The 12,962-nt window shown below is 44.3% G+C and carries 12 protein-coding genes; 5 read left to right on the top strand and 7 right to left on the bottom strand.

The features are described from left to right. The first annotated feature begins 11 nt into the window (after positions 1 to 11). Both AC8GE9_RS06760 and AC8GE9_RS06755 read left to right on the top strand, forming a co-directional pair. Positions 12 to 800 carry a hypothetical protein gene (locus AC8GE9_RS06760; protein ID WP_506676399.1) on the top strand — a complete coding sequence of 263 codons (789 nt, stop codon included), beginning with the start codon at positions 12 to 14 and terminating at the stop codon, positions 798 to 800. A gap of 36 nt (positions 801 to 836) precedes the next feature. Continuing rightward, complete coding sequence (locus AC8GE9_RS06755) at positions 837 to 2,471, top strand: alpha-keto acid decarboxylase family protein (protein WP_506676398.1); 1,635 nt, start codon at positions 837 to 839, stop codon at positions 2,469 to 2,471. Between the two features lie 92 nt (positions 2,472 to 2,563). On the opposite strand, the gene AC8GE9_RS06750 is transcribed toward AC8GE9_RS06755, so the two are convergent. Genes AC8GE9_RS06750 through AC8GE9_RS06740 form a run of 3 tightly spaced genes read right to left on the bottom strand, consistent with a single transcriptional unit; the run spans position 2,564 to position 6,106 of the window. Beyond that, positions 2,564 to 4,099 (bottom strand): hypothetical protein, encoded by a 1,536-nt coding sequence (locus AC8GE9_RS06750; RefSeq protein ID WP_506676397.1) that lies wholly within the window; start codon positions 4,097 to 4,099, stop codon positions 2,564 to 2,566. 57 nt (positions 4,100 to 4,156) lie between these two features. Further along, positions 4,157 to 5,755, bottom strand: coding sequence for a bifunctional metallophosphatase/5'-nucleotidase (locus AC8GE9_RS06745; RefSeq protein WP_506676396.1), 1,599 nt, complete (start codon positions 5,753 to 5,755; stop codon positions 4,157 to 4,159). Between the two features lie 21 nt (positions 5,756 to 5,776). Then, on the bottom strand, positions 5,777 to 6,106 hold the full coding sequence (locus AC8GE9_RS06740) for a hypothetical protein (RefSeq protein ID WP_506676395.1): 330 nt from the start codon (positions 6,104 to 6,106) through the stop codon (positions 5,777 to 5,779). Positions 6,107 to 6,367: 261 nt separating this feature from the next. Here AC8GE9_RS06740 and AC8GE9_RS06735 point away from each other — a divergent pair, with 261 nt between their 5' ends. Continuing rightward, positions 6,368 to 7,399, top strand: a complete 1,032-nt coding sequence (locus tag AC8GE9_RS06735; RefSeq protein ID WP_506676394.1) for a formylglycine-generating enzyme family protein — start codon at positions 6,368 to 6,370, stop codon at positions 7,397 to 7,399. 9 nt (positions 7,400 to 7,408) lie between these two features. After that, on the top strand, positions 7,409 to 8,443 hold the full coding sequence (locus AC8GE9_RS06730; protein WP_506676393.1) for a formylglycine-generating enzyme family protein: 1,035 nt from the start codon (positions 7,409 to 7,411) through the stop codon (positions 8,441 to 8,443). Positions 8,444 to 8,464: 21 nt separating this feature from the next. Here the strand turns inward: AC8GE9_RS06730 and AC8GE9_RS06725 are convergent, their stop codons facing one another. The 3 genes from AC8GE9_RS06725 to AC8GE9_RS06715 are packed head-to-tail and all read right to left on the bottom strand — an operon-like array spanning position 8,465 to position 9,830. Further along, a complete protein-coding gene (locus tag AC8GE9_RS06725) occupies positions 8,465 to 9,163 on the bottom strand; it encodes a hypothetical protein (protein ID WP_506676392.1) in 699 nt (232 codons plus the stop codon). Beyond that, entirely contained in the window at positions 9,160 to 9,513 is a 354-nt protein-coding gene (locus tag AC8GE9_RS06720) for a cytidine/deoxycytidylate deaminase family protein (RefSeq protein ID WP_506676391.1), read from the bottom strand. The genes AC8GE9_RS06725 and AC8GE9_RS06720 overlap by 4 nt, the downstream gene beginning before the upstream one ends. After that, positions 9,513 to 9,830, bottom strand: a complete 318-nt coding sequence (locus AC8GE9_RS06715; protein ID WP_506676390.1) for a hypothetical protein — start codon at positions 9,828 to 9,830, stop codon at positions 9,513 to 9,515. The genes AC8GE9_RS06720 and AC8GE9_RS06715 overlap by 1 nt, the downstream gene beginning before the upstream one ends. Before the next feature lie 326 nt (positions 9,831 to 10,156). On the opposite strand from AC8GE9_RS06715, the gene AC8GE9_RS06710 reads away from it, so the two are divergent. Beyond that, entirely contained in the window at positions 10,157 to 12,121 is a 1,965-nt protein-coding gene (locus tag AC8GE9_RS06710) for a sensor histidine kinase (protein ID WP_506676389.1), read from the top strand. A 45-nt stretch (positions 12,122 to 12,166) separates the two neighbouring features. On the opposite strand, the gene AC8GE9_RS06705 is transcribed toward AC8GE9_RS06710, so the two are convergent. Further along, entirely contained in the window at positions 12,167 to 12,823 is a 657-nt protein-coding gene (locus AC8GE9_RS06705) for a response regulator transcription factor (RefSeq protein WP_506676388.1), read from the bottom strand. Between the last annotated feature and the right edge of the window lie 139 nt (positions 12,824 to 12,962).

The following is a 12,962-nucleotide window of genomic DNA, read 5'->3' as shown; positions in this document are numbered from 1 at the left end:
AGCAAGTCGATATGATTTCCAAGTACGAAACTACAACACGCACGGCTGGTGCGGGAGGTGGTTACTTTGATGCATTTGCAGGGCTCGATACCACGTTAACGGGTAACTTACAGAAGCGTGAGTGCAAGCAAAGCGAGGATCGTGGTCGCCGGGATTTTCCTGCGATTGTTGGTTGGTATGCCCCAGGCTCATCGGATGGAGCTAGAAGCTACATTGAGACATTTTGTAAAGTGCCCACACTTAATGAGCGACTCGAGGCCCGTTACTACCATAATGACCAAGGGGCAGGTGCGACACCCAATAATGTTGTTAATGTGTTGGGTGTTCCGATCGCAGCGATTTATCTAGAAAACGATAGGCCACTTGCTAACAAGCCAGCCAATATTAGCTCTGAACCGATCGATTACCTAAGAGATTTTGATGGGAAGCTTTACCTTGATGCACCAAGAGCCCGCCATTTCGGCAGGGGCTTTTCTAATTCAGGCGTACTTTCTCCAACCCCACTCTCAAAATTACCAAATGGATACTTCGAGCTCCCGACGTTTCAAACTATTTGGGTTCAAGTACCTTCTGCCGACCCTAAACGTTGGTTTGTTGCAAAGATAAAGGCCGAGGAATATGGTGGCAGCATTAATTTTTGGACTTACCTCTCATGTGAAACTGTGCCGTGCAGGGTTAATCCGAATGATAATAATCTAGGCCTTTGGTTAGAGGGTGAATCCAACGGTCTGAAGTTGGACTTGGTGCAAACAAAGCAGGTCGTTGCTGGTGGTAAATTACTGAGATTAGAAACAAGATAAGGTTGATGCTAGATTGCAACAAAAGGTTCATCATCTATGCACTCACCTAACATGACAACGATTCCAGAGTTTCTCATTCGCCGTTTTAAACAACTCGGCGTAGACGAAGGCTTTGGTATTGTTGGAGACTTTGCCTTAAAACTATTTGATCGTCTTTCGCATCAAGGGTTTCCAATCTTGGTAACGGCCGACGAGCAGGGTGGTGCATTTGCAGCAGAGGCATATGCGCGACTGCGTGGCTTCGGTGTCTGTGCAGTGACCTATTCGGTTGGGGGGTTTAAAGTCGTGAATGCATCTGCAGGGGCTTGGGCTGAAAACGTCCCGCTTCTGATTGTGAGTGGAGCGCCTGGGTTAGCTGAGAGAAAGGGTGATCCTTTGATTCACCACAAGGTTAAAAATTTCGATACCCAGCTTGAGGTATTTAAGGATGTCACGATTGCTCAAGCTGTTTTGACAAATCCTTTAACCATTACACAAGAAATCGATCGGGTTCTTGCCGAAATGATTGCGACCCAACGACCTGGGTATATTGAGATTCCTCGAGATATGGTTGATGTCCCTGTTCTCGATAGAGATGCTGATTTACTTATCGAGTTGCCGAAAGTACACCCAAAACGTCTTGAGCTTGCCGTGTCTGAAGCGCTTGAACTACTGGTAGGTGCCGGAGATGCGGTTGCAATCGCTGGCGTCATGGCCGTAAGAAGGGGCCTTCAAAAGGAATTAGTGGCATTTGCGGAAAATTTTGAAGTCCCTATGGCCACTACCTCCTTATCTAAGGGTGTCATGCCTGAAACGCATCCGCTAGCCTTGGGTGTCTATATGGGTGCAGTCAGTGCAGAGACGGTTGTTCAGAAGGTCGAGAATGCCAAGCCACTGATTTCATTTGGTGTTTTGTATGCTGATTTAGTCATGGGCGGATTTACGGATCATCTGGATAGAGGGCAAGTGATTGAGTGTACCGATACGCATGTCAACATTGGCTTTCACACATATCAGGATGTGCCTCTTTGGGCCTTTTTGCCGGCTCTGATCAAGGCGGCTTCTGATGCGGGTTATCGGGAGTATGGACAGGTCGCACCCAAACAATTTTCTTATACGGTCGTTCAGGGTAAGGAACTGTCTGTTGAAAGATTGATGGAGTGCATCGCCTCTTTTCTAAATGAAAAAATTCGTCTCCTCGTTGATCCAGGTGATTGTCTCTTTGGTTCGGTTGAATTGCCGGCCCAATCATTGATGCTGGCAAGTGCCTACTATGCCACCATGGGATATGCCGTACCTGCGGCCTTAGGCGCTGCAAAAGCAGATCCCACGCGTAGACCCCTGGTCCTTGTTGGGGACGGTGCATTTTTAATGACGGGTTTGGAGGTGCTGAGCGCAGCATTTCACGGGGTCAAGCCGATTGTGATCGTTGTTGATAATGCGGGATATGGCACACAAAGACCCATGGCGGACGGCCCCTTCAACAATATTCCGTCCTTACGATCAGAGGAGCTGCCTAGGGCTTTTGGGGTCGGTGTTGGCTTGTTATGCAATACAGAAGATGAGTTGTATTCAGCTTTAAGCCGGGCAACTCAAACGGATGAATTATTTATCATTCGCGCTTGTGTACCACAAAGAGGGTACAGCCCTGGACTGGACCGTCTTACTTCAGCACTTAAAAAGCGAATATAAATTTGTATTGACTGATGTCATGATCGGTCAGGCAAGTTCAAGGATTTGACCTGTCTGGTTTTATCGGATCATTTTCATTCAGAAACTAAGATTTAGTAGTTGTATGCCCGCATATACTTTCTCGCATCATCCGCACCAAGTCCCAAGAAGGTTTTGCTATAAACCTTGATGGCACAGCCATTGATATTGATCTGATAAATATTATCTGCGTCACTCACAATAGAATTATCTGCAACCGGAAAGGCGACTTGCATTGAGGAACCACCTACCTCAAAGTTACCGATAGGCGCATTGCCGCAACGACCTTGAGTTTCAAATGTGTCGTAAAAAACATCATTTAAGTTAATCCACGACCAAACACCTTCTTCGCTATTGCCATTGATGGTCTTGAAATCGCCGACATTGCTGTAAATGACCCCACCACTCAGCGGAGTGTTACTGACATAGGGTTTCATAATGTTGTCATAAAAATTAGTAATTTGAGCGGCAGTAAAAGCCCCTCCATTTTTAATTTCTTCAGTGCGCATACCGGCTGTTGCAAAGAGTTCAATCTTTACGCTGCTGGCATCTATGCCCTCTAATTGGGTTGTTACGTAATCTAGAAGAGGCTGAAGTACGCATGGGCCGACTTGTTCTTGACCTAGGTTTGATGTTCCGGTGCAGCCATTTGGCAACTGTCCGCCAAAGGCGGGGTCAGATATGTCAATAGTGCCCTTGTCGCTCATAAAGTCATTAATACCACTGTCATCATAGTCAACCGAACCTTTTAGAACAATACTTGCTTTACTGCCAGGGGTGACCTCGTAAAAGGAGATCCGCGTTCCACTGCTGCCCGCATCAAAAATAGCGGTATGTAGTGGTGTCCCGTTAGCTTGGTTTGAATATTTGTTTAGAAGATAGCCGCGTGTCCAAGTCAAGCCAGGATTTGTTGCGTAATTGGGGCTGGTAGCATCTCTCGCTCTGGTTGGCACAACGCCGACAAAGCTGGCACTTCCATTATTTGTAAATAGTCCATTTGCTCTCCATAAAAAGTCATTCATGAAGGTGCTGTTAGGGCATAAGCCGGTCGTCAATATATTGTTTCCAGTGACCGTACCATTACATTTATTTTCTAAAGCAGTTTTAAAAGCAGATGCAGTCAGTCCGGTTGGATTGGGCAAGCCAAGATCTTTGGCTGCATAATAAAAATTATCTAACCCGACAAAATTTGCAGTGCTTGAAGCAATCGCTGTCCTGAGTGCGGTATAGCTGAATGTGCTGCCATCGCTGTAGGTGCCACTTTTGTTGCGATCCTGTTCCACAACAGTATCAACAATTGTTGCGTATTTATCTGTACAGGTCGTGTAGTTGTAACTAGGGGTGCTGGTGAAATTGAGTGCTGCGGGCAGTAAAAAAGTCCAAGGGGTGCTGGTATTGGTATTGCTTGGATACAGTAAAGAATTAAAGAACAGGGCGATGCCGCTTCCCTCCGTTGTATTAGCCACTGTTGCTCCTGTAGCAAAGCAATCTAGTCCACCATTGAGCGTGGCTTTTGGCTCCGTGCGATCTCCACTGCCTCCGCATGCGGAGAGGATGACGGCGAGTGCAATCACTGAAAGGAATTTATGTGGTGTGGTGTTTTTATGCACAGTTGATGGCCTTTAGGGATGAGCTAAAGCGGGTGAAGGTAGGTTTTTGTTGACACTTCATTGCTGGCATAGTGCTAATGCAGAGCTATCCGCTTTGATAACGGATTGGTGAGAGTAGTCTCCACACGCTGGAAGGCTTAACGTGGCCGGCGCGATTGATTTGATGTAGTGAGCCAAGCTATCTGCTGCGTAAATACCCCCAAGCGGCAGGCATTTTGTGCTTCCTGCTGAAAGGCAAAGATCTTTAAATACTGTGAAGTTTTCTGAGCCATCCCTTAGGTAGTCTGTGGTGACCAGTTTGTAAGTCGTGTCGCTCACTAAAGGAGACCAGATCTCTGTCGAATGGTTTTTTACCATTAAATTAGAAAATCTACTGCCAAAGGGTTTGGTTAAATCAAGATCCCATCTAATACCACTCGCATACGGGTGTGACCCATCCGAATTTTGTTGGTCTTTCCAATTTTGTACACCTTGTTCAAGAGCCATTTTCATTTCTGCACCGCTAATATTGATCACGATCAGCTCATTTGGAAAGGGTTGAATGGTAAATACGTCTTCCATCCTTATGGTTCGATCTGTTGTTCCGTCAGTTTCAAGTTGTTTACGGACGCCACCTGCATTCGTCAGCGCAAAATCAGCCACAAAAGGATCCGAGGCTGACTCAGCAGCTTTGCGGTAGCCCTCCGCCACCACTTGAGCAATATCACTGCCGCTGGCCTTATTGACCACCGAATCACATATTGCTCCCCCGCGGTTAGAGGTTCCGGGAACGCGGATTAAGCAAAGCGATTGATTCCCTTTTAGGGTACCAATAGGAGCAAGGGTATCTTGATCATATTGCTGATTAAAGGGCAGTATTTCACTTTCAAAGGCAATATCTTCAGTGGCCATAGCAACTTCCGCGACAGTCCTGAGTCTTTCTATAACAGCAGTGTTTGCATCAGTTGATAATTTTTTTGTTAATGCTCTGTCAGCGTAAAAAGTGTTTCCAACAATGACTGACGCAGTACCACTACACGATAGAACGGAACCGTCACCATTAAATTTAATATTCATTCGAGCAAATACTTTGGTGTACTCCCATGCTTGACCAATACATACTGGTTCACCCGATTTATTAGTGACCACGGTAGGGTATTTGCCGGACGGTGTTTTTCTGACAACGGGTGAGTATTCACCTAAAAAGGTGTGTGAGTCCCCGCCAAGAATGACGTCTACGTCAGTGAGTTTTGCTGCGATGATGAGATCATTTTCATAGCCAATATGGGACATCATCACAATGTGCTTAACACCTTGAGCTTTTAATTGATCAATCGTTCTTTGTGCGGCCGTGGCTTCATCTTCAAACACAGTCGAGGCATTTGGTTTTGAGGCATTTTTAGTTTTACCAACCACATCTATACCAAAAAGACCCACCTTCACTCCGCCAATGGTCTTAATGATGTAGGGAAGAAAGTAGGGTGATCCATCAGTTCTGCTGATCAAGGGCGAAGCTGGAGGCGGAGTGTTTCCGGGTTGAATATTTGCAGCGAGAACGGGAGTATTACATTTAGACGGGTTGATCGCTAAAAAGTCTAGAAACTTTTTCAGCCCTGAGTCGCCAAAATCAAACTCATGGTTGCCCGGAACAAATGCATCAAAACAAATATGGTTCATTGCAATGGCATCTGTCTTTCCTTAGTAAAGTTGATAGAAATACGTGCCCGTAATTGCATCACCCGTATGTAGTTTTAGAAGATTATTGGTTCCCTCTAATGATTTAAACAGAGTAATGAGCTGACTAAATCCCCCTAATGGAGAATATACCCTCTGACCATCTATCAATAGTTCTTGGGTATCTGGCGAACGAATATTGGAGTGTGTGTCGTTGACATGGGCGATATTGAGTTCATATGCAGTCCCTGTCTGTTCTCTGCCACCATCTGAACATGCTGATAGAACGGTGATCACCAGCGCAAGAAATCCAATGCGAGAAAAATAATTTTTTTTAAGTGCTGGATTAATCATGTCGGCTGTGATTGAATATGGAAAATAGAAAAGATTTATCCGCTACAGTATCAAATGATAATGAAGCTTGAATTAAATATGCTCTTAGCTTTCAATTATAGATTTTTTATTCTATGACAACCCTATACTGGAATATTGCGCTTAGGACGATTGAGTATTAAATGTAAGTATTCGTCAGAATTAACGCGTCTCTGAATCTGTTACAGTAGTTTTTTTAGGCATATGTAGACTGCTAATTGATTGGCTTGAAATGGAGTTGTTATGCAATTGAGTCGCCGGTTTAGGGGGCTAGTGAGTCTAGCCTTTATTGTTTGTGTAGCTCCTTTTTTGGCAAGCTGCTCTGATTCTAGTCCCTCCGGAAGCGGAACGGCCGCCCAAAGCGTTAACACGTGTTTTGGTTTGATTTGTATCGAAACAGTCAATGTTGGGGATCCCGGTAATCCTGCTGATACCGATACCGGCTTTGGCGCTGTGAACGATCAATATGCTATTGGTAAGTATGAGTCTACGGTCAGTCAATACGTTACCTTCCTAAATGCCGTCGCCGCAGTCACCGACAAAGAGGCGATCATTAGTTTATGGAATCGTGACATGGGGAAGACGAAATCCTATGTCTCGACCACCGGACTCATTGCACGAACCGGATCAGGCACTTCTGAACAACCATATGTTTATACCGAAAAGGTAGATGCTTCTTTGGGAGCAAGTTCCAGCAAGCGAGCCATCTTAAATATCTCATGGTTTTCTGCGGCGCGTTTTGCAAACTGGCTTCACAATGGGGCCACCGCTTCCTCTAGCACAGAAACAGGTGCTTACACGTTGAACTACGCCACGAGTGGAGTGTTCACCAAAAATGCTGGTGCACGTTGGTGGATTCCGTCGGAAGATGAATGGTACAAAGCTGCGTATTACGACCCAACAAAACCGGGTATGAATAAATATTGGAAATACCCAACAAGATATGATGAAGTGCCTACCTCAGAAGCGCCCATCGGTGGCGCTAATTCTGCCAATTACAATAGTCCTTTATCCTTGGAAAAAAATAGAATTACGCCTGTTGGTGCGTATACAGCTAGCTCAAGCTATTACGGCACCTATGATCAAGCCGGCTTGATGTGGGAATGGAATGATGCAGTGTATACCGGCTATGACGACAATCCCATTACGCGTGGAATGCGCGGCGGTTCTTGGAGCCTGGGTATTATCAACGTCTCTAAATTTGGTCCGCGTGATTATGAGCCGATTTATGACGACGACGATACCGGTTTTCGTATAGCAACTTCAAGTAAGTGAAGATCAATCATGTTTAAAAAAATAGCTTTTCTTAGTTTGGCTGCAACCGTACTTGCATTCGCGCTTGGTTTCGTTGCCCCCCATGCGATCGCCGCCGCACCTCTAGTGTCCATCGAAACTATTCCTGTCGAACACCCAGGAAATGCAGCGGATCCAGCAACGGGCTATGGCGCCGTTAACAATGCATTTAATATGGGTAAGTACAAGGTGACCATTACTCAGTATGTTGCTTTTTTAAATGCAGTTGCAACTGTGCCACCTAATCCGGTGATTAAAGGCCTCTATAAGGATGAAATGGGTGACATAGGTGAGGATTCTGGCGTCTTAATTCAACGCACTGGAGCAGGAACGGATGGCGACCCCTATCAATATACGGTTGATACTTCTACTGGCTGGGGCCAGCGCAGTGGCGATCGGCCCATCCCATGGGTGACTTGGTTTGATGCCGCCCGCTTTGCAAATTGGATGCACAACGGAGCATTGAGGGGAGCGTCAACTGAAACTGGTGCATATACTTTAGTGAATTATCAAGAGCAGGGGGCTGTTGCTCGCAATCAAGATGCACAATTTTTTATTCCATCGGAAGATGAGTGGTACAAAGCTGCTTATTACGATCCCTCAAAAGGCGGTGTTAATCTTTACTGGAATTATCCGGCAAAAAGCGATAAACCACCCCGAATTGACTTGGCTTCAAACAATCCACTCGCACCAGCGGCTAATTTCCAAAATGTCTATATAGGAAATGAGGCTGGTGTGTTGACTCCGGTAGGGGCTTACTGTTCTTCAATTGACCAAACTTATAATTCAGCAAGCTATTACGGCACCTGTGATCAAGGCGGCTTACTTTGGGAATGGACCGAAGCCTCATATCCCAATCCATTAACCGGGCCAAATCGAATTGTCCGCGGAGGGTCTTGGGGTCCTGGAATCACGCCTCTTCGTAAAACAATCCGCAGAGACTACGGACCAATGGCCGAGTTACCGTTTTATTTCGATGATGATACAGGCTTTAGATTGGCAACCCCCTTTCAGATTATGAGATAACAAACCAAAAAAGCTTTGGTACTAAACTGGCCAGAATTCCCAGACTTGCTGGGGGTTAATGGTGTAACCGAGTCTATAAATCGGAGGCATCCCAGCAATCAGATCTCTTAGGCCGATGATATTGTTATTTGGATCATCGTAATACTGTAGATTGCTTGGCTCAGGCACAGGAATACTTCCCGCCAAACTTGATCCAAAGGCGCCCATATCTTTTAACGTAGTGGTGTCATTGCCATCGGGAGCAAATAAGTAGATAAATGTTCCAAATTTTGGATTCGTGAGACCTTGTACGGCCGAAGAACTTACCAGCGGATTATTCACAAGATTAAAAAGTAGTTTTGAATAATTTTGTATGACCGTCATCATGGCCGTTTGGATGGGGCTGATATCAAACCGGTCAGCACTTGCCATCAGCAAATTTCCATAATAGTCAACAAAGGCAACAGCATTTCTTGCGCCCGGCGATTGGCTGATCAGATTTTCAAGGTACTGCTTGAGTTCTGTCGTTGGTGCTCGATAGTATGGCAGACTGACTGAGAATGCATCAGGCCAAAGCAACTGGTAGGCACTTTTAAGTTCCGCATTCAACAACGGATTGCTCATGGGCAATTGACCGTCAGGGTTTGTTGGATCCAAGCCATTGCCAGCGATTGAATCTCTAACGCTAGTGCTGCTGTCGGTAAACGTCGTTAAGCACCCATTGGCAGTCGGGGCACTCACCACAGAATCTGAAAGGCTGCCCCAACATAGGAGCGAGGGGGCGTACTATTCGCGACTCCATAATAGCCAAATTGATTGAGCAGTTTGGAGCGTAACGCAGGAGGTTGACCCAGAAAAGTAAAATCAGTATTCCAGTTAATGCCCGCTACTGTATCGTAAGCAACGACAGCAACATTAAATCCAGCAGTAATCAACGTTCCCGCACACATGGCGCATGGATCCAATGAGGATACGATCGTTAATTGATTCGGTTGGGGTAGACCTAATGCTTGCGCATTGGCATAGTACCAAGTAACCAATTGAACTTCGCCGTGCGCAGTAGGGTCATTGGTGTAGGATCGGTTTGACATCACCCAATATTTGCTCCAAGTGTTTGAACCACTCTATTGGGCATTGCCTTAATCACTTTTCCAGTGGAGTTTTCAATAATTACACCACCAACCCCATATGTTTTTTCACTGTTGGCTAACATTGCCATCGAAAGTGCGATCGCTGCAGACTCTTCCGCATTCGATACATATTGAAAGCCGGGGGTATTGGAGCTGCTTGATTCACCACCACAGCTCATTAACATAAATGAGGGCATTAACACCATTGCAGGCGAGCCCACCAGAAATTTCAAAGTGAGACGACGCTGAGGATTTTGCGGGGTTGAATGATTTAGCATAGGTAAAATATCTCAGAAAAGAATTTTTATTTTTGATGGCACGCACTATGTATAGACGATTTTAAATGATAGAGCTGCTTCTATGACAACTAATACGAAAAAAACCTCAGTAGGATTTCTATGCATAGTGATTGCTGGGGGTGCTTTGGTCTCGTTTGTAGCGCTAAATAGCGCTATCTGGAAGGGTGTTGGTCAATCGCTTCCTGAGGAGATGGCAGTATCAGTGGAGCAACATAAAATTGTCTTGTATAAAAATGATGTTTAAGAAATTTTTCTTGAGGGCATTCTATGGCCTCTTCATATTTTTTGGGCTTCAGTGCTTAGGTTTGAGTCAACCTGACGCTCGAGAGGCAAGCCCATTAAGTCCTACTACTTACACGAGCGTGTTGATTGACCCAACGGGCAATCTCAGTTATCAAGAAATTCTCTTGCCTGAGTATCAAGAGAAATTTAAGCAAGATTCTAATTGGGGTGAGGAATTTAATTTTGGTTTTAGCTCTTCTGTGTACTGGATCAAAATCGCTCTGTCTGGCCAGCAACTTCACTCAACGAACTGGATTTTAGAAATCCCTTATTTCGGACTCGATCATATAAACTTTTACTCACCTCAAGGCGAGGTCATTCGAACGGGTAATCTGAGGCCTGTGGACACAAGAGGTGTCTTTTATCGGTACTACGCCTTTCCAGTTGTGCTTGAGAGTACTGCCAAAGACTATTACTTACGCATCGATTCAAAGCAAAATTTGAGCGTCCCGTTGAAGTTATGGGAACAGTCTGTCTTTGATAGGTACATACAAACAGATACGCTGATTCAAGCTTTTTATTACGGAGGGTTGGGAATACTTGCAGCTTTTAACTTTCTCATCTTTCTTTACTTAAAAGATCGCACCTATTTGTATTACTCCGCGTTCGCGATACTTTTTGGACTTGGAATTTTTTCTGGTAACGGCTATGGACGACTCTTCCTTTGGCCGAATTCACCTCACTGGGATCAAATTTCACAGATCGTGATGTTGACTCTCGGTACGGCAATGGCCTTGATCTTTTCAACTAAATTTTTAAATACAAAAAAAGAACAACCAAGCGTAAACCAGGTTTTTAATATTTTAGTGATCGTACTCTTTGCATATGCAGCGATTGTTGTATCAACGATCTTTAGCGACAAATTGAAAAACGTGATCTTTCAAGTTTTTCCCATTATTGTGATGCCCGTCATTGTGATGGTTTTATATGCTGGGGCGCGAGCCTATCAAGCGGGTCAATACAGCGCGAAGTTTTATTTAATCTCTTTTGGCACCTTGTGTGTTGGAGGTTTCTTGGCAAGTCTGCGTCAGCTTGACCTCATCCCCACCAATTGGTTTACCTCTTATGTATTACAAATCTCCTCGGCGATTGAGATGTTGTTGTTATCCTTTGCTTTAGCAAGCCGAATTCAACACGAAATATCTTTAAGGGAGTGTGCACAACGAGAAGTCTCGTATTCGCAAAATACTCTTGTGCAAACACTTCGTGATTCAGAAGAAAGACTTGAGCGACAAGTATTCAATCGAACCAATGATTTAAAAATAATGCTTGAAAGAGAGAAAAAACTACGTGAGCAATACGTACGCTTTGGATCGCAGATCTCACACGAATTCAGGAACCCGTTAGGCATCATCGAAAACCAGATAGCCTTGCTCAGTCGTCAAATAGAGGGTGACTCTTACAAAAAAAGACTATCGATTATCAGTTCCGCCACACATAGACTGGCATTGCTCTTTGATCGCTGGCTTCAAGGTGACCGACTCGAGAGTCAGATCGACACAGATAGACCGCAAATCATTCAACTAGATACATGGCTTGAGGAGGTTATCGAGAAATGTAAAGCCTACCATCCCAATCATATCTTTACATATGCATCGCCAAAACAAGTCTCAACATTGGTGATTGATGAAAAAATGCTTGAGGTTGTTGTGCTAAATATTATAGACAATGCCTGCAAGTACTCTGACCCACAGTCAAAGATTCTGATTAGAATATTTTTAGAAAATAACAAGGTGGGAATTTCAATTAAAGACTCAGGCATTGGTATTGACCCATTCAATCACAACGCAATTTTCGATGAATTTATGAAGGTTCAGTCTGACAAAAATAAAACAGGCTATGGTCTAGGCCTGTCCTTTGTAAAGAAAGTGATGGAGTTTTATGGTGGTGAAATTCAACTGATCAGTGACTTAGACAAGGGTGCTGAGTTTATTGCCTGGTTCCCAGAAACATCTATTGATAAGATTTCCCAAGCGCTAAGACCCTAGAAAGGGAAGGCCTTTAGTGAGATGCCTTCATGACGCCATTAAATACTAATCCAACACCATAAACCGTTTGAAGCGGAAACTTGACCACACCAGCATCTTCGATTTTTTTCTCAAGCGACGCAGCATCACCTCTAGTCGCCGGTTATCGTAAGTAGTGGGGTTAAATCCTAGTCCGTTGACGACTGCGTCACGCGTAATGACTTGACCAGACTGATTGATAAAACAATTTAATAATGCAAACTCATTTTTTGTCAGTGCTATTTCTAGTCTATTTGGTGTTTTCAGTGCCCATTTGACTACATTCAATTGCCAGACTTCAGCTTCTGTCGATTGAGCCGTGCTTTGTCTGCGCTTGATACGATGCAATATTGCTAGCAATTCGTCGCTTGGAAAGGGTTTGACTAAATAGTAGTCAGCATCAACACTCATCCCTAAAATTCGATCTTGTGGCTGACCCATGCAGCTCAAGACTATTGAGATCGCCTCAGATTGTTTATGATACTTTTTCAAGATATCCAACCCATCGCCATCAGATAGATTTCTATCCAAAATCAAAATATCATATTGATTCTGCTTGGTCCACTCAAGATATTCTTCAATACTCCCGACACCAATCGCGTCAAAGTTTTCAAGTTTTAAAAGCTCAACCATGCCGTCTCTAAAATCATCCTCATCCTCTACGATCAGTATTTTTGGTGACATGATTTAAATCCGATTTTCTTGAATTGAATTTCTATTGTTAAGATTATCAGGCGTTTTACTATTATTTTGATTACAAATTAGCTTTTTTCAATCAAATGACGTTACGTAAGTATTTGTTAGATCGCTTGTTGACGTGAGG

Source organism: Zwartia lucis, assembly GCF_965234455.1.
GTDB lineage: Bacteria > Pseudomonadota > Gammaproteobacteria > Burkholderiales > Burkholderiaceae_B > Zwartia > Zwartia lucis.
Note: the sequence above shows the minus strand (reverse complement) of the source record. Positions and strands in the feature narration are given on the sequence as shown.